This is a genomic window from Mesorhizobium sp. AR07 (genome assembly GCF_024746815.1).
GTDB lineage: Bacteria > Pseudomonadota > Alphaproteobacteria > Rhizobiales > Rhizobiaceae > Mesorhizobium.
In genome coordinates this window covers 177,415-193,178 of the sequence record NZ_CP080525.1, presented here as the reverse complement: position 1 = coordinate 193,178, position 15,764 = coordinate 177,415, and the positions used below count along the sequence as shown (strand labels likewise).

Genomic DNA, 15,764 nt, shown 5'->3' with positions numbered 1-15,764 from the left:
TCGCCAATGCCGCCAGAGGGAAAGACCATGATGCACGAACCGATCGCCGCCGCGGCTGCGCAAAGCCTTGAGCGGCAAGCGCAAGAGCGTGTCTTCCGCAGCCATGACGGGACGGAGATCTTCTACCGATTCTGGCCGGCGGCTTCCGCCGCTGCCAAGGGTGCGGTGGTGCTCTTCCACCGCGGCCACGAACATGGCGGCCGCATGGCCCATCTCGTCGACGAACTGCAGATGCCGGACCACGCTTTCTACGCCTGGGACGCTCGCGGCAATGGCCGCTCGTCCGGCGAGCGCGGCTATGCCCCTTCCTTCGCGGCCCTGGTGCGCGACATCGACTGCTTCATGCGCGAGATCGCCGCCAGGGATGGCTTCGCCACGCAGGATATCGCGCTGATCGCGCAATCCTTCGGCGCCGTGCTCGCCGCCGCCTGGGTGCACGACTATGCGCCGAAGCTGCGTGCCATGGTGCTGGCCTCACCGGCCTTTTCGGTCAAGCTCTACGTGCCCTTCGCGAAGGAAGGCATCGCGCTCTGGCAGAAGATCAAGGGGCGCTTCTTCGTCAATTCCTACGTCAAGGCGAAATTCCTGACCCATGATCCCGTGCGCATCGCCTCCTTCGAGAGCGATCCGCTGATCACGCGGCCAATCGCCTCCAACATCCTGGTCGAACTCTACCAGCACGCGGCACGCATCGTTGCGGATGCCCGCGCCATCACCGTGCCGACGCAGCTTCTGCTTTCGGGGAGCGACTGGGTGGTGCGCCATGGCCCGCAGCACGAATTCTTCGTCAATCTCGGCAGCCGCGCCAAGGAACGCCATGTGTTGCCGGGTTTCTTCCATGACACGCTGGGCGAGCGCGACCGGGCAATTGCCCTCGACCTGATCCGGCCGTTCCTGGCAAAGCAGTTCGCCTCGCCGGACGCGCCGGTCGACCTGAAGCAGGCGGACATTGCCGGCTACACGCGCGACGAGGCCGACAGGCTTGCCTCGCCGCTCGATTTGCTGTCGCCCAAGGGCCTTTACTGGGCATTCAGCCGTGCCTCCATCCGCATGGGCGCCTGGGTCTCGTCGGGCATGAAGGCCGGCATCACCACCGGCTTCGATTCAGGCTCGACGCTGGATTACGTCTACGAGAACGACGCGCGGGGTCTTACACCTGTTGGCCGCGTCGTCGACCGCTTCTTCCTGGAAGCCATCGGGTGGCGCGGCATCCGCCAGCGCAAGCTGCATCTCGAAGAGCTGATCGGCTCTTGCGTGGCGACGCTCAACGCCACTGGGCGGCCGGCGCACATTCTCGACATCGCCGCCGGCCACGGCCGCTATGTTCTCGATGCCATCGTGAAAAGCCCCGAGCAGCCGGCGAGCGTGCGCCTGCAGGATTATTCCGACCTCAACCTCCAGCTTGGCCGCAAGCTGATCGCCGAGCGGCAACTGCCGGCGAGCGTCTCGTTCCAGCGTGCGGACGCTTTCGATGCCGACATGCTCGCCGCCGCCGATCCGGCGCCCGACCTCGCCATCGTTTCCGGCCTCTACGAACTGTTCTCCGACAATGCGATGATCACCCGCTCGCTCGGCGGATTGGCCCGCGCCATGCAGCCGGGCAGCCTGTTGCTCTACACCAACCAGCCCTGGCATCCGCAGCTCGAGATGATCGCCCGCAGCCTGACCTCGCATCGCGGCGGCCAGGCCTGGGTGATGCGCCGGCGCACGCAAGGCGAGATGGACCAGCTCGTCGAAGCCGCCGGTTTCGAGAAGCTGGATCAGCGCATCGACCAATGGGGCATCTTCACCGTCTCGGTCGCAAGGCGCTGCTGACCAGGATGGTGTCATCGCCTGCATCCACGCTGCGCGCGGAACCCTATGGCCGGGTGGTCGTCAGGGCAGCCCTTTGGCTGGCCTTCCTGGCGCCGTTCTTCTACCTCAGCTACGGCTTCGCCAACTGGCTGGCCTCGCGTCATGGCGATGTCGGCAGCATCGTGTTCTCCTGGGAACACAGCATCCCCTTCCTCGCCTGGACCATCGTGCCCTACTGGTCGATCAATCTGTTCTACGGACTGTCGCTGCTGCTCAACGACAGCATGCAAGGCGTCGACCGCCTGGCCGGGCGTTATCTCACCGCGCAGATCGTCGCTGTCGCCTGCTTCATCCTGTTCCCGCTAACCGCGACATTCGTGCGGCCTGCAACGACCGGCCTGCCGGGCTTCCTGTTTGCCGTGCTTGGCGGTTTCGACAAGCCGTTCAACCAGGCGCCCTCGCTGCACATCGCCCTTTTGGTGATCATCTGGGACCACTGGCGCCACCGGCTTGGTGGGCTTCTCCTGCCGCTCTGGCATGGCTGGTGCTTCCTGATCGGCGCCTCGGTGCTGACGACCTGGCAGCATCATTTCATCGACATCCCGACCGGCGTGCTGCTCGGGTTTTTCGCCCTGTGGCTGTTTCCGCGCACTGGCGCGTTGCCGTTTTCAGGCGCCTGCCTGACCAGCGATGCGAAAGCGCGCCGGCTGGCGCTGTTCTATGCGCTGGGCGCCATCCTTGCGCTGGCCGGTGCCGCGCCCGGCGCCTTGTTGTCCGCCACAGCACTTATCCTGCTCTGGCCGGCGCTGGCGCTGGCCATCGTTGCCCTCGCCTATGCCGGGGCCGGTGCAAAGCTGTTCCAGAAGAGCGCGGAAGGCCATGTGTCGCTGGCAAGCCGCGTCCTGCTTTGTCCCTACCGGCTGGGCGCCCGGGTCAATGCCGCGATATGGACGCACAAGCTGCCGCCGTTCGTAGCCGTCGGTGACGGCGTTTTTCTCGGCCGCTTTCCCTCGGCAAGCGAGGCCAACGGCGTCGGCACGGTCATCGACCTCGCCGCCGAACTTGAACGACCGGCGGGAGCGGATTGCCGCTGGATCAGCTTTCCGATGATCGATCTGTTGCCGCCGCCAGTGACGCTACTTGAGCAGGCAGCGAGCGCGCTGGAGAGCGCGCGCCGCGACGGCACGGTGCTGGTCTGCTGTGCGCTCGGTTTCCAGCGCAGCGCTGGCGTTGTCGCCGAATGGCTGGTGGCGACTGGCAGAGCCAGGACGCTGGCCCTTGCGCGCGAGATGCTGATGGCCACCGGCCGGCCTATCCATCTTGACGAGGTCCCGGAGCGGGCGACGTCATGACGGACAATGCCTATCAGGAACGCGCCGAGGGCTTCGCCCGTATGCTGATGCGGCAGGCCACATGGCCGGCCGCTTTTGTGGTGGCCGCCACTATTCTAGCGCCCTTGGCTGCCTCAGCGCGCGGCGCCTTCGAGACCTCGCCTGCGGCCGTCGCCCTGTCGGTCGCCGCCGCGAGCGCGGTTGCCGTGCTGGCGCTGTCGGCGCTTCTGGTGTTCGACGCGCTGTTGTTCCGGCTGATGGCCAGCCACGATGACGAGGCTGCCGGTGGTGCCGCGGTGGATGAGGTACTGGCGCGCATGAGCCTGAAGCCTCTCCAGCCAACGACACGCCCGCTCGATGACCGCATGGCCGGCACCCATCGCTTACTCTTCAAGCAGCGCGCCGCCCTGGCCCTCTTTGCCGCGGCACTTCTGGCGGCTGGATTTTGGGCGCCGCGATGAACAAACTTTCGCTCACGACCTTCACCTTGCTGCAAACGGCAACCTCCGTCAGCCTCTCGGCGCTGGCCTGGGCGGTGACCGGGGTGCGTCCGATCTGGAATGGCAGCCTGCCGTCCGACCGGCAGCGCATCTATTTCGCCAATCACACCAGCCATGGCGACTTCATCCTGCTGTCGGCCTGCCTGAGCGAGAGTGAGCGGGCGATCACCCACGCGGTCGCGGCCGGCGAATATTGGGGAAAGTCGCGGCTGCGCCGCTTCATCGCCGAGGACATGCTGTCGTCGGTGCTCATCAACCGGCACTGGACGAAACCTGAAGAAAACCCGATCGAGATCATGCTGTCGGTTCTCGACCAGGGCCATTCGCTGATCCTGTTTCCCGAGGGCACGCGCAACATGACCGAGGAGCCGCTGCTGGCCTTCCGCTCAGGGCTCTACAATCTGTCGATGGCGCGGCCGGAGGTCGAGCTGATCCCGTGCTGGATCGAGAACATGTCGCGCGTGTTGCCCAAGGGCCAATTCCTGCCGGTGCCGCTGCTGTGCCGTGTTGTCTTTGGCGCGCCGGTGGCGGTGGCCCCTGGCGAAGATCGCCGCGTCTTTCTCCAACGCGCCCACGCCACGCTTCTGGCGCTCAACCCGCGCCCCGAGCGAGACGATTGATGCGTCACGACATCTCCATTCTGATCATCGGCCTGCTGGCGGTGCTGACCACCGCCAGCATCGTCGCCGCCATCCTTTCCGCGCGGGCACCGAAGCCGCTCAGCTCAACGCTGGTCAATCTCACCCAGCGCATCAATGCCTGGTGGGTGATGGTGGCGCTGATGACGGTCGCCTTCTTCTTCGGCCGCTACGGCATGACCATCCTGTTCGCACTGATTTCCTTCGCGGCGCTGCGCGAATTCGTGACCCTGACGCACACAAGCCGCAGCGACCATTGGGTGCTGCTCGGCATGTTCGGCATCATCATACCGTTTCAATACTGGCTGGTGTGGACCGCCTGGTATGGGCTCTTCGTCATCTTCATTCCGGTCTACTGCTTCCTGCTGATGCCGGCGATCACCGCGCTGCATGGCGACACCGAGCGCTTTCTCGAGCGGATCGCCGCGCAGCAATGGGCGGTGATGATCTCGGTCTATTGCGTCAGTCACGTTCCGGCGCTGCTGACACTCAACGTGCCAGGCTTCGAGGGCCGCACCCTGTTGCTGATCGCCTTCCTGATCATCGTCGTGCAAGGCAGCGACGTGCTGCAATACATCTTCGGCAAGCTGTTTGGAAAACACCGTTTTTCGCCGAACGTCTCGCCGTCGAAAACCTGGGAAGGCTTGATCGGCGGACTGGTGTCGGCGAGCCTGCTCGGCGCGCTGCTGTCGTTCGTGACGCCCTTCTCGCCGCTGCAGGCGGCGGCCGTGGCCTTCGTCGCCTGCTCGATGGGTTTTCTGGGTGGGCTGGTCGCCTCGGCCATCAAGCGCGACCAGGGCGTCAAGGACTGGGGCCATCTGATCGAAGGCCATGGCGGCATGATGGACCGCACCGACAGCCTGGTCTTCGCCGCCCCGGTGTTCTTTCACATCGTGCGCTATTTCTGGACGGTCTGAGAGCCTGTTTGGAAACTCTACTCCGGCGGCCATCTAGCGGCGTTTTCTGCGCTTCCGATGCTCACGGACCGAAGCGTCGACGCCGACGTCCTATCCGGCCCGTGGGAGCTTCTGCAGCCTCAACTAGTCCGAAAACCTCACGCTCACGCCGCGCTGCCGAAAATAAGCCTGCATCAGCTTGCGGCCCGAGCGGTTGTTCTGCGCCAACTTGGTCGGATCGAACACCGCCTGTTTCATCCCTTCTCGTGTCAGCGCCGCCTTGAGCGTCGCGATATGCGCGTCGATGTCGGCATTGTCCGCCCGCAGCGAGGCATAGATGCTTTCGGTCGCCTCGGCCACGGTCGGTTCGCTCACAGGTGTCGTCCTTTGCTTGGTTGACCGGCGGCTTAACACAGATTCGCGGCTCCGCCGATAGCGCGGTGGATTTCCGTCCGTCGCAGGCGAATGGCCGCATTGCAGACCCTGCCGAAGTCGAAAGTCCGGCCCGCTGCCCTGCAGACCTTGACGAAAATTGGTGCGCCTGTTTGAGAGCGGGGATCGGGACATTTGCCGCATGAGCAAATGAGCAAGGGGGGGCAAACCGTGAAACGCGTTCTTCGCATGTTTGCCGCGGTGATCATGGCGGCCTTGGCGACCGGCTGCACGAGCATTTCTTACTACGCGCAATCGATGGAGGGTCATGTGCAGATCATGGCCGCGCGCGAAAATGTTGGAAAACTCATTCACGATCCTTCGACGCCCGAGGCATTGCGCGCCAGGTTGACGTCGGCGAACGCTATACGCCGGTTTGCGACAGATGAACTGGCACTGCCCGATAACAGCAGCTATCGAAGCTATGTCGACATCCGTCGGGACGACGTGACCTGGGCTGTGTTTGCCGCGCCGCAATTCTCGCTGACGCCACGAACATGGTGTTTTCCAGTCTTCGGCTGCGTTCCTTACCGGGGTTACTTTTCCCGGAAATCCGCAACTGAAACTGCCGCCGAGCTTCATGGACAGGGGCTGGATGTTTATGTCACCGGCATCACCGCATATTCCACATTGGGCTGGTTCAGCGACCCGCTGCTGAGCACCATGCTTCGTCAGGACGACACGTATCTCGCCAGCCTTATTTTCCACGAACTGGCGCATCAGAAAATCTACGTGAATGGCGACTCCGCATTCAACGAGGCTTTCGCGGTTGCGGTCGAGACCAGCGGCGTGAGGAAATGGCTCCGTGCCACCGGCAATCGCGCCGGATTGCGCCGCTACGAACTCGATCGCAGGCGCAAGGCGGATTTTCTCGGACTGGTGTCGAAAACCCGGGACGAGTTGAGGCAGGTCTATGAAAGTTCGGGCAATGCGGAGCAGATGGCCGCCGCCAAGGCAGCCGCAATCGACAGGCTGCGGACGCGCTACAGGCAAATGCGCGACAAGCGATGGGTCGGATACCGCGGATACGACGCCTGGTTCGGTAGCCAGATCAACAACGCAAAGCTCGCCGCGACTGCCGTCTACGGCGAACAGGTTCCGGCGTTTCTTCGCTTGTTCGATTTGTGTTCCGGCGATTATCCCAGGTTCTATGCTTCCGTTCGCCGGATCGGGGATTTGCCCGCGACTTCCCGTGCCCAGGCGCTGAAGACCGCGGCTACGTGTCATTGACTTCGACAAGCAGGACAGCCGGTCGCGCCAATAACCTTCATTCCGATTTTGCGCTCGGCGCAATTTCGATCAAACTCGCCGCGTGCAGAAACGGCAAGATGCGCCGGCCAATGCGGGAAGGAGCCCCATGAACCCGACCGAAAAAGCGCTGTGGTTCGTCGAGAGCCATCTGCCGGAGGCGGTCTCGCTCGACGATGTCGCCCAAAGCAGTGGCGTGTCGCGCTTTCATGTGACACGGGCCTTCGGCGCCGCCACCGGCCGCTCGGTGATGGGCTACATGCGCTCACGCCGGCTGACCGAGGCGGCGCGCAAGCTGGCTGGGGGGGCACCCGACATCCTCTCGCTCGCGCTCGACGCCGGCTACAATTCGCATGAGGCTTTCACCCGTGCCTTCCGCGACCAGTTCGGCACCACACCGGAGCTGGTACGCGCGCAAGGCACGCTCAAAAACCTCGACCTCGTGGAGCCGATCCTGATGGACCAGTCACTTCTTGCCAGCCTCGAACCGCCGCGCTTCGAGACCAGCCGGCCATTCCTGATCGCCGGCCTCGGCGAACGCTACAGCTGCGAAACCAGCGCCGCCATTCCGATGCAGTGGCAACGCTTTGGCCCCTATATCGGCAACATCCCTGGCGAGACGGGCGACGTCGCCTATGGCGTCTGCGTCAACGGTGACGATTCCGGCAATTTCGACTACATCGCCGGCGTCGAAGTGTCGGATTTTTCGGACCTGCCAAAGGAGCTCAGCCGGGTGCGCGTGCCGGCGCAGAAATATGCGGTCTTTGCCCACCGCGAACACATCTCGACCATCCGGCGCACGGTCAACACCATCTGGAACAAATGGCTGCCGGCCTCCGGCCACGAGATCGCGGATGCTCCCGAATTCGAGCGCTATGGCCCAGAGTTCGATCCGCGCAGCGGCAATGGCGGGCTGGAGATCTGGATACCGGTGAAGGCCTAGGCTGGGAAACGGGCTGAGCTCCCTAAGGGAGCCCAGCCCGCCGAGTGCGACCGCAGGGGCTTACTCCACGGTGAGAGCGACCTCATAGAGGCCGGGATGAGCCAGCCCTAGCGTCTTGTTCCGCTCAAGAAAGTCGTGCGCTTGCAGATGCTCAAAGACACGCCGCATGGCGGCCTGATCCTGCGCCTGCGCGTAGTTGGCGACACGCGTGCCATCGAGACTTCGGTGCAGGCTGGCGGACATCCAGCCGGGAATGCCACGGCAACTCATCGCCGCCTCCCGTAGCAGGTCGATCAACGCCTGCTGGCCGCCCTCGGGCACCGTGAAGACGTTGATCTGGGTGATGACGCCGGTGTTAGCACGAATGATGGGCATTTTTCTTCTCCTTCGGTGAGCGCCTGGCGCACGAAGGAACGCCGATCAGCGAAAACCCCGAACGCCAAGCCGGGCGTAAAGCACGCCCCGGGCTTGCCGTGGGTTCCCATGTTGGATGAGAACGGAGCTTCCACTCGGTGGAAGGAAGCGGGCTTACCGTTTGCCGCTCCAAGGTCCTTTTCGACCTTCGTTCCATAGCATTGCTCGGGATCGCCAACAATCGCCGTTCATCACGCACCGATGCCCAACGGCGGCTGAACCGTCGGTCACGCCATCGGCAGCACCGGCCAGCGATCGGCGATCTTTCCGCCGGAAAACACCGCGATCGACCCGAACTGCTGCAGCACGGCCTCGCTCTGTGTCGGGCGCAGGAAGGCGTAGTCGCCGGGCTTTGCGGTCGCATCGGCCGGCAGGCCCATGAATTGCTGGTTCGAGGACAGGCCGAGCAGGCCGTTCGTCTTCATGCCTTGGGGAAAGACCGGCTCGGCCATCCATTTGCCGCCATAGAGATAGCAGCCCTTGCGCGGAAACCGGCCGAGCGCCCGCAGCAGGCGGGTGACGGCCAGCGGGCCGGGCAGCATCGGCTCGACCACCTTCAGGATCGGCGTCGCGATGAAGGCCGCCGGCTGGAAACCTTCGAGGCCGGGCGTATCGAAATCGCTGGGCAGCACGAAGGCCGAGCTCATCGACACCTCGTTGGCGGCGCTGCCATGATGAAGGAGTGCTGTCTTGCTGCCGCCGATATTGAGGATACGGCGCTGGTCGGGGCCGAGGCAGGCAACGAAGGCGGTGGCCTGTTGCGAGGCTTTCACTAGTGCCTTGGCCGGCCCGCCGAACAGGCTGGGAATGTGCGGCGCATGCGCCTCGTAGGCCATGACGCCTTCGCAATGCAACCGTTTATGAGCCGGCAAAATACTTAGTGCTTTCGACAAGGCCTCCGGGCTGGCAAAGCCGCCGCGATGCAGCCCGACATCGATCTCAAAGGCGATGCGCAGCTCGATGCCGAGTTCGTCAGCGAGCGCGCCATAATCCGCCAGCCTCTCTTGGGTATCGATCAGCCAGCAGACGCGAGACCAAGCCGCTTCGCGTTCGGAAAGCGCAGCTCTTGCCGCACCGACAGGCATCGGCTTGCCGTACAGCAGATCGGCATCTGGAAACGCTTTCAGCACCGCCTCGCTGATCGGCGGATGAAAAGTCATGAAGCTGATCGTGCCCAGCGCTTTGCCGATGTGCGACAGCAGCGGCAGGCAGGCGAGCGACTTATCGACCAGCCGCACGGCAAGGCCGGGATCAAGCCTCTCTTTCACCAGCGCGATGTTGCGGTCCAGCCGGTCAAGATCGAGCAGCAGGCAGGGCTGGAAGATGCCGGCGTCCTTCAGCGCATCAGAAAGCGTGCCGAAATAGGCGCTCATCGTTCGACGCCGAACAGGCCGGCCATGTAGGGCGAGATGAAGCGGTTCTGCGGATCGATGTCGCGGCGCACCGCCATCGCGTCGTCCCAGCGCGGGTAGAGCTTTTTCAGCTCCGCCGCCTTCAGGCTGTGCATCTTGCCCCAATGCGGCCGGCCGCCATATCTACGGAAGATCGGCTCGGCCGCTTGCATGAACGGCAACGGATCGCTCGCCGCATCGTGGTGGATGGCGATCGAGCAGGTCGGCCTGTTGTAAAATGGCGAAAGCCAGAACTGGTCCGCTGCGACCGAGCGCACTTCCATCGGGAAATAGACGTCGGGAAAGCGCTTCTCGGTCAGTTCGATGATTTCGGCCAATGCCTTCGGCCCTTCCTCGAACGGCAGATGATATTCCATCTCGTTGAACTTGGTCTGCCGGTCGCTGGCATAGACGTTGAGCCAATCCTGCACATAGTCCTCGGACGGCACTTTCGCGACGGCGTCGCGGATCAGCCGGCGGCGGAGCGACGGCAGCCAGGCGAGCCCGGTGCGCAACCAGCGCAACGTTCTCAGCCCCGCCTCGTCTTCCTCCGGCGGTCGTGCGGTGGGCGCTGCGTCGCTCAAGTCGCTGGCGATGAACTGCGCGTAGCCGGAAAACGGAATGTAGTAGAATTCGGCCGAGCGGTGCGCGGCCATCATCGTTTCGAAATCGCGCAGCATGTCGGCGATCGGCAGCACCCATTTGCGGCGGCGCAGCCGATAGGTCGCAATGTTGTTCAGCGTCACCTCCGTCATCACGCCGAAGGCGCCGAGCGCGACGCCGATGGCGTGGATCGCCTCCTGGTCCCCTGCCCTGGTGAAGTCGCGGATCTCGCCGAGCCCGTCGACAATCCGCACCGTTTCCAGTTGCGTGTGGTAGGCGCCCAGCGCCGGTCCCGAGCCATGCGTGGCGGTGCCGAGCGCGCCGCCGATCGCCTGGCGGTCGATGTCGCCCATGTTGGGCAGGCCCTGGCCGATGCCTTGCAGGATGTGCATAAGAGAGCCGAGCCGGGTCCCTGCCCGCACACGTGCCTGATGTCTTTCGGCGTCGTGCGAGACCAGCCCTTCCAGTCTCTCCAGGGACAGGATCGTACCCTCGGACTTCGCCAGCGGCGTGAAGGAGTGGCCGGCGCCGACGACGCGAACCGGGCCGGGTGCGCCACGAACGAGATCACTGAGTTCGCCGACGTCAGTGGGACTGGCAATCAGCCGCGGTTCGGCCGTGACAAAGCCCGACCAGTTGCTCCAGCTGTTCGACATGTTGCCTCCTCAGGCAACGGCGCGGCGACGCCGCGCCACGAGGACAAACAGGCCGAGCAGCGCGACGCTGGCAACAGCGCTGGCGGCGGCGAATTCCGGCACCGGACGAAAATCCTTGCCGTCGATGAGCAGCGACGCCGCGATCGGCCCGATCGCCAGACCAAAAAGCTGCGCCGCCGGCACCAGCAGCACGGCGGTGCGCGTCTCGTCGGCGGTGATCGCCAGGCGGATCTGGTAGGGCACGATGAACAACAGGATGAAGCCCATGACCAGAGCGGCGGCCCAGAATGTCGCGAGACCCGGTCCGCTGGCGAGGACCAGGGAGCTGACAAGCGCGACCACACCGATCGCGGCGATGGCAAGGCGGTAGTCGATGCGCGCCTCGAACACTGTCGCCGTCATCGCGCCAAGGACCTGAACCGCGAGGCTGGCCGAGACGATCAGGCCGACGGTGCGGCCATCGATGCCGTATTGCGCGCCAAGCGGCTCCAGAAAGGCCCAGACCGCGCCGAAGAACATGAAGTAGCAGAAGACCGACAGCAGCGCGGTGATCGACGGCACCGTCAGCACATTGGCCAGATTCTCTTCCTTCGGCAGATCGGCGTAGTCAGCGGGGACAATGAAGGCCACCGCCAGCGAGACAAAGCAGACGACGGCGAGAACGATGAAGCCGCCTGCCGACCCTGCGGCCGGGATGACATAGAGCGCCAGCAGCAGGGCAAGCGCGCATTGCGCCAGCGTCTGCATGGTGACGAAATAGCCGCCGATGCGCTCGGCGCGTCGGGAGCGAGCGATGAGTTCGGTGGCGACCGCCACTAGGCCGCCCTCGGCGAGCCCGGCCAGGGCGCGGGCGGCGATCAGCGTGTTTGCGGTCAAAGCATGGGCCGTCCACACATTCGCCAGCGCCAGCAGGAGCAGGAGGACAGCACTTTTCCAGCGCATGTTGTGGGCCGAAAGCAGCATCGCCACGACAGCCGAACCGATCGCAATGGCGATCATCTCGGCGGTGGCGACCAGCGCCAGTTCATCGCCGCTGACATGGCCCTCGGTGTACAGGGCGCCGAGCAGCACAGGCTGCAGGCCGAGGATGAGCAGACCAACCGAACCGACCCACAGGGCCGAGGCAAGCTGTCCGCCGGTCGGATTGCCGACCAGCCAGTCGCCGCTTCCGGTATGCACGTCACCAGATGCCAAAGCTGCCTCCCAACGTCCCTTGCCACACCGAAAAAAGCTGACAACCTGTCAGCATTTACAAAACTGATACTTGATCATATTGCTTTGTCAACCATGGAGCCCGAGGTGTCGCGGAAGATCGGTGCATGACGGAAGCAAGACGAACGGTGACAAGGCTAAGGCGCAAGCCCAAGCAGGAGCGCAGCCGCGAGCGCATTGACGCGATCCTGTCGACAACCATGCGGCTGATCGGCGAAAAGGGCATCGACGCCGTCACCATGAAGGAAGTCGGCATGCTGGCGGGCGGGCCGATCGCCACCGTCTATCATTACTTCCCCAACAAATCGGCGATCCTGGCGATGCTCTACGAGCGGTTTTCCGAGGTCAGTCGTGCACGATTGACAGCGATCATCACCGACATAAGCGAGGCCAAGGATGTGATCACGGCTGCCGACCGGCTGCTTGACGACTATCACAGTCGTGTCGCCAGCGATCCGGCCATCCAGGATCTGCAGAACGCCATCCAGGCCGACAAGGCGCTCAAGAATCTCGACATCGCCGAAACCCGGCATCAGGCCAAGATGTTCTGCGACCATGTCAGCCCCCTGCTCGAACCCGAGAAGCGCGAGCAGTTCGAACGCATGGTTGTCCTGATCTTCCAGCTGGCCGGTGGTGTGGTGCGCCTGGCGCTTGCCGAGGGCAAAACGGAAAGTCGCCAGACCATCGAGGATTACCGGTCGATCATCCACACCCAGCTGCGGCTCTTTCTCTAGCCGTCGCGGCGACATCGCCGAATGCGAATTTCGCGCGCTTCGGCGGCGTGTCGCGCCTTGACTCTCGCCGGTCGGCGGCCTATTTCAGCGCCACGTTAGCACTCGCCAACGGTGAGTGCTAACCATATGTCCGGCGCCGCCGGACGGAGGAACTGTTCTCACCGTTCTCATCGAGGAAGAAAAAATGGCAAAGTCGAAGTTCCGCCCGCTTCATGACCGCGTGGTCGTTCGCCGGGTCGAATCCGAATCCAAGACCGCCGGCGGGATCATCATCCCGGATACGGCAAAGGAAAAGCCGCAGGAAGGCGAGATCATCGCTGTCGGCTCCGGCGCTCGTGACGAAGCCGGCAAGCTCGTCCCGCTGGACGTCAAGGCTGGCGACCGTATCCTGTTCGGCAAGTGGTCGGGCACCGAAGTCAAGCTCAATGGCGAAGACCTTCTGATCATGAAGGAATCCGACATCATGGGCATCATCGGCTGATATCAGGCCTTTCCGTCAACTGAATTCCCGGGCTCAATCGAAGCCCTTGCCAGGAGCTAAAAATGGCTGCCAAAGACGTAAAATTCTCCCGTGATGCCCGCGAGCGTATGCTGCGCGGCGTCAACATCCTCGCCGACGCGGTGAAGGTCACGCTCGGCCCCAAGGGCCGCAACGTCGTCATCGACAAGTCGTTCGGCGCCCCGCGCATCACCAAGGACGGCGTCACCGTCGCCAAGGAAATCGAGCTTGAAGACAAGTTCGAGAACATGGGCGCGCAGATGGTCCGCGAAGTTGCTTCGAAGACCAACGACATCGCCGGCGACGGCACCACGACCGCGACCGTTCTGGCGCAGTCGATCGTCCAGGAAGGCCACAAGGCGGTTGCCGCCGGCATGAACCCGATGGACCTGAAGCGCGGCATCGATCTGGCCGTGACCGAAGTCGTCGCGGCGCTCGGCAAGGCTGCCAAGAAGATCAAGACCTCCGAGGAAGTTGCCCAGGTCGGCACGATCTCGGCCAATGGCGACGAGTCGGTCGGCAAGATGATCGCGGAAGCGATGCAGAAGGTCGGCAACGAAGGCGTCATCACGGTTGAGGAAGCCAAGACCGCCGAGACCGAACTCGAAGTCGTCGAAGGCATGCAGTTCGACCGCGGCTACCTCTCGCCCTACTTCGTCACCAACGCCGACAAGATGGTTGCCGAGCTCGAGGACGTCTACATCCTCCTGCACGAGAAGAAGCTCTCCAACCTCCAGGCCATGCTGCCGGTTCTCGAAGCCGTCGTGCAGACCTCGAAGCCGTTGCTGATCATCTCGGAAGACGTCGAAGGCGAGGCCCTGGCCACGCTCGTCGTCAACAAGCTGCGTGGCGGCCTGAAGATCGCCGCTGTCAAGGCGCCGGGCTTCGGTGATCGCCGCAAGGCCATGCTGGAAGACATCGCCATCCTCACCGGTGGCCAGGTCATCTCGGAAGACCTCGGCATCAAGCTCGAGAACGTCGGCCTCAACATGCTCGGCCGCGCCAAGAAGGTGTCGATCTCCAAGGAGAACACCACCATCGTCGACGGCGCCGGCAAGAAGGCCGAGATCCAGGGCCGCGTCGCCCAGATCAAGCAGCAGATCGAGGAGACCACCTCGGACTACGACAAGGAGAAGCTGCAGGAACGTCTGGCCAAGCTTGCCGGCGGCGTTGCGGTGATCCGCGTCGGCGGTGCGACGGAAGTCGAAGTCAAGGAAAAGAAGGACCGCGTCGATGACGCCCTCAACGCGACCCGCGCGGCCGTCGAAGAAGGCATCGTTGCAGGCGGCGGCGTCGCCCTGTTGCGCGCTTCGGCCAACATCAAGGCCACCGGCGCCAATGCCGACCAGGCTGCTGGCATCAACATCGTTCGTCGTGCGCTGCAGGCTCCGGCCCGCCAGATCGCGGCCAACGCCGGTGCGGAAGCATCGATCGTTGCCGGCAAGATCCTTGAGAACAAGGGCGCGACCTTCGGCTACAACGCCCAGACCGGCGAATATGGCGACATGATCGCCATGGGTATCGTCGATCCGGTCAAGGTCGTTCGTACGGCTCTCCAGGACGCGGCTTCGGTCGCCGGCCTGCTCGTCACCACCGAAGCCATGATCGCGGAGGCTCCGAAGAAGGAGTCGGCTGGCGGCGGCATGCCTGGCGGCATGGGCGGCGGCGGCATGGGCGGCATGGGCGGCATGGACTTCTAAGAAGTCCATAAAGCACGCCCATGAACTGACATTGCTCAAGCCCGCAAGCGGGCTTGAGAGGCGGCATGGACTTCTAATCCAGCCAATCTGGCTAAGCTTAGGGAAAGGGCGGCAGAGATGCCGCCCTTTTTCGTTGGAAAACTACCGGTCCGCCAACGCCAGTTTTGCGCCGAGCATGACAAAGGCGCCGGCGAAGGTGCGGCGCATCCAGGTCAGCACTTTTGGTCGCGACACGACATGGTTGCGGATCGAGGCGGCGAAGACGCCGTAGCCGACGAAAACCACGAAGGTCAAAAGCATGAAGACGGAGCTCAGCTCCAGCATCTTCGACAGTGCATTGGGTTCGGTGGTGCTGACGAATTGCGGCAGGAAGGCGAAGAAGAAGATCGACAGTTTCGGATTGAGCACGTTGACGAGGATGCCGGTGGCAATCACCTTGCCGGCCGAGCGCGGCGTCACATCCTGCTCGACGCTCAGGCCACCCTTCTCCTTCAGCGTGTTCCAGGCCATGTAGAGCAGATAGGCGACGCCCAGATATTTCAGCGTCTCGAAGGCAAGCGCGCTGGTGTGCAGCAGCGCCGCGAGGCCGGTGATGGCGGCCGCCATATGCGGGATGATGCCGAGCGTGCAGCCGAAGGCGGCAATGATGCTAGCGCGCGCGCCGCGCGAAAGGCCGGCGCTCAGCGTATAGAGAACGCCGGTGCCGGGCGAAGCCACGACGATCAGCGACGTCAACAGAAATTCGATGCTCACGATGGTTTCCTCCGGCGCCC

Annotated in this window: 16 protein-coding genes; 10 read left to right on the top strand and 6 right to left on the bottom strand. The window is 63.7% G+C overall.

Going from position 1 to position 15,764, the window contains the following annotated elements; translation table 11 throughout:
• Positions 1-30: 30 nt before the first annotated feature.
• Genes BPNPMPFG_RS01055 through BPNPMPFG_RS01035 form a run of 5 tightly spaced genes read left to right on the top strand, consistent with a single transcriptional unit; the run spans position 31 to position 5,180 of the window.
• A complete protein-coding gene (locus BPNPMPFG_RS01055; protein ID WP_413776894.1) occupies positions 31-1,815 on the top strand; it encodes a bifunctional alpha/beta hydrolase/class I SAM-dependent methyltransferase in 1,785 nt (594 codons plus the stop codon).
• 5 nt (positions 1,816-1,820) lie between these two features.
• Positions 1,821-3,146: a phosphatase PAP2/dual specificity phosphatase family protein gene (locus BPNPMPFG_RS01050; RefSeq protein ID WP_258597029.1), complete on the top strand. Its 1,326-nt coding sequence runs from the start codon at positions 1,821-1,823 to the stop codon at positions 3,144-3,146.
• A complete protein-coding gene (locus tag BPNPMPFG_RS01045; protein ID WP_258592835.1) occupies positions 3,143-3,586 on the top strand; it encodes a hypothetical protein in 444 nt (147 codons plus the stop codon). The genes BPNPMPFG_RS01050 and BPNPMPFG_RS01045 overlap by 4 nt, the downstream gene beginning before the upstream one ends.
• Positions 3,583-4,245, top strand: coding sequence for a lysophospholipid acyltransferase family protein (locus BPNPMPFG_RS01040; RefSeq protein ID WP_258592834.1), 663 nt, complete (start codon positions 3,583-3,585; stop codon positions 4,243-4,245). The genes BPNPMPFG_RS01045 and BPNPMPFG_RS01040 overlap by 4 nt, the downstream gene beginning before the upstream one ends.
• Positions 4,245-5,180 carry a phosphatidate cytidylyltransferase gene (locus BPNPMPFG_RS01035; RefSeq protein ID WP_258592833.1) on the top strand — a complete coding sequence of 312 codons (936 nt, stop codon included), beginning with the start codon at positions 4,245-4,247 and terminating at the stop codon, positions 5,178-5,180. Before BPNPMPFG_RS01040 ends, BPNPMPFG_RS01035 begins: the two co-directional genes overlap by 1 nt.
• Before the next feature lie 123 nt (positions 5,181-5,303).
• On the opposite strand, the gene BPNPMPFG_RS01030 is transcribed toward BPNPMPFG_RS01035, so the two are convergent.
• On the bottom strand, positions 5,304-5,534 hold the full coding sequence (locus BPNPMPFG_RS01030) for a hypothetical protein (RefSeq protein ID WP_258592832.1): 231 nt from the start codon (positions 5,532-5,534) through the stop codon (positions 5,304-5,306).
• Between the two features lie 207 nt (positions 5,535-5,741).
• Here BPNPMPFG_RS01030 and BPNPMPFG_RS01025 point away from each other — a divergent pair, with 207 nt between their 5' ends.
• Complete coding sequence (locus BPNPMPFG_RS01025; RefSeq protein ID WP_258592831.1) at positions 5,742-6,821, top strand: aminopeptidase; 1,080 nt, start codon at positions 5,742-5,744, stop codon at positions 6,819-6,821.
• A gap of 127 nt (positions 6,822-6,948) precedes the next feature.
• Positions 6,949-7,782, top strand: coding sequence for an AraC family transcriptional regulator (locus BPNPMPFG_RS01020; RefSeq protein WP_258592830.1), 834 nt, complete (start codon positions 6,949-6,951; stop codon positions 7,780-7,782).
• Between the two features lie 60 nt (positions 7,783-7,842).
• On the opposite strand, the gene BPNPMPFG_RS01015 is transcribed toward BPNPMPFG_RS01020, so the two are convergent.
• The 4 genes from BPNPMPFG_RS01015 to BPNPMPFG_RS01000 all read right to left on the bottom strand — a co-directional run bounded on the left by BPNPMPFG_RS01015 (position 7,843) and on the right by BPNPMPFG_RS01000 (position 12,040).
• Positions 7,843-8,157: an antibiotic biosynthesis monooxygenase family protein gene (locus tag BPNPMPFG_RS01015; RefSeq protein ID WP_258592829.1), complete on the bottom strand. Its 315-nt coding sequence runs from the start codon at positions 8,155-8,157 to the stop codon at positions 7,843-7,845.
• A gap of 266 nt (positions 8,158-8,423) precedes the next feature.
• A complete protein-coding gene (locus BPNPMPFG_RS01010) occupies positions 8,424-9,569 on the bottom strand; it encodes an alanine racemase (RefSeq protein ID WP_258592828.1) in 1,146 nt (381 codons plus the stop codon).
• Positions 9,566-10,846, bottom strand: a complete 1,281-nt coding sequence (locus tag BPNPMPFG_RS01005) for a D-arabinono-1,4-lactone oxidase (RefSeq protein WP_258592827.1) — start codon at positions 10,844-10,846, stop codon at positions 9,566-9,568. Before BPNPMPFG_RS01005 ends, BPNPMPFG_RS01010 begins: the two co-directional genes overlap by 4 nt.
• Positions 10,847-10,855: 9 nt before the next feature.
• Positions 10,856-12,040 (bottom strand): MFS transporter, encoded by a 1,185-nt coding sequence (locus BPNPMPFG_RS01000; RefSeq protein ID WP_258592826.1) that lies wholly within the window; start codon positions 12,038-12,040, stop codon positions 10,856-10,858.
• 125 nt (positions 12,041-12,165) lie between these two features.
• Between BPNPMPFG_RS01000 and BPNPMPFG_RS00995 the strand changes: the two genes are divergently transcribed.
• From BPNPMPFG_RS00995 to groL, 3 genes are all read left to right on the top strand, one after another.
• Positions 12,166-12,792, top strand: coding sequence for a TetR/AcrR family transcriptional regulator (locus tag BPNPMPFG_RS00995; RefSeq protein WP_258592825.1), 627 nt, complete (start codon positions 12,166-12,168; stop codon positions 12,790-12,792).
• 184 nt (positions 12,793-12,976) lie between these two features.
• Positions 12,977-13,273 carry a co-chaperone GroES gene (gene groES, locus BPNPMPFG_RS00990; RefSeq protein ID WP_006203049.1) on the top strand — a complete coding sequence of 99 codons (297 nt, stop codon included), beginning with the start codon at positions 12,977-12,979 and terminating at the stop codon, positions 13,271-13,273.
• 62 nt (positions 13,274-13,335) lie between these two features.
• Positions 13,336-14,991 (top strand): chaperonin GroEL, encoded by a 1,656-nt coding sequence (gene groL / locus BPNPMPFG_RS00985; RefSeq protein WP_027042159.1) that lies wholly within the window; start codon positions 13,336-13,338, stop codon positions 14,989-14,991.
• A gap of 141 nt (positions 14,992-15,132) precedes the next feature.
• Here groL and BPNPMPFG_RS00980 read toward each other — a convergent pair whose 3' ends face one another.
• Complete coding sequence (locus tag BPNPMPFG_RS00980; RefSeq protein WP_258592824.1) at positions 15,133-15,744, bottom strand: LysE family translocator; 612 nt, start codon at positions 15,742-15,744, stop codon at positions 15,133-15,135.
• Positions 15,745-15,764 lie beyond the last annotated feature (20 nt).

What these genes read in the sequence shown, in the direction of transcription:
- groL (WP_027042159.1), top strand. Translation starts at nt 13,336, where the DNA reads ATGGCTGCCAAAGACGTAAAATTCTCCCGTGATGCCCGCGAGCGTATG.
- BPNPMPFG_RS01055 (WP_413776894.1), top strand. Translation starts at nt 31, where the DNA reads ATGCACGAACCGATCGCCGCCGCGGCTGCGCAAAGCCTTGAGCGGCAA.
- BPNPMPFG_RS01035 (WP_258592833.1), top strand. Translation starts at nt 4,245, where the DNA reads ATGCGTCACGACATCTCCATTCTGATCATCGGCCTGCTGGCGGTGCTG.
- BPNPMPFG_RS01015 (WP_258592829.1), bottom strand. Translation starts at nt 8,157, where the DNA reads ATGCCCATCATTCGTGCTAACACCGGCGTCATCACCCAGATCAACGTC.
- BPNPMPFG_RS01025 (WP_258592831.1), top strand. Translation starts at nt 5,742, where the DNA reads ATGAGCAAGGGGGGGCAAACCGTGAAACGCGTTCTTCGCATGTTTGCC.
- BPNPMPFG_RS01045 (WP_258592835.1), top strand. Translation starts at nt 3,143, where the DNA reads ATGACGGACAATGCCTATCAGGAACGCGCCGAGGGCTTCGCCCGTATG.
- BPNPMPFG_RS01040 (WP_258592834.1), top strand. Translation starts at nt 3,583, where the DNA reads ATGAACAAACTTTCGCTCACGACCTTCACCTTGCTGCAAACGGCAACC.
- BPNPMPFG_RS01020 (WP_258592830.1), top strand. Translation starts at nt 6,949, where the DNA reads ATGAACCCGACCGAAAAAGCGCTGTGGTTCGTCGAGAGCCATCTGCCG.
- groES (WP_006203049.1), top strand. Translation starts at nt 12,977, where the DNA reads ATGGCAAAGTCGAAGTTCCGCCCGCTTCATGACCGCGTGGTCGTTCGC.
- BPNPMPFG_RS00995 (WP_258592825.1), top strand. Translation starts at nt 12,166, where the DNA reads ATGACGGAAGCAAGACGAACGGTGACAAGGCTAAGGCGCAAGCCCAAG.
- BPNPMPFG_RS01050 (WP_258597029.1), top strand. Translation starts at nt 1,821, where the DNA reads ATGGTGTCATCGCCTGCATCCACGCTGCGCGCGGAACCCTATGGCCGG.
- BPNPMPFG_RS01010 (WP_258592828.1), bottom strand. Translation starts at nt 9,569, where the DNA reads ATGAGCGCCTATTTCGGCACGCTTTCTGATGCGCTGAAGGACGCCGGC.
- BPNPMPFG_RS01005 (WP_258592827.1), bottom strand. Translation starts at nt 10,846, where the DNA reads ATGTCGAACAGCTGGAGCAACTGGTCGGGCTTTGTCACGGCCGAACCG.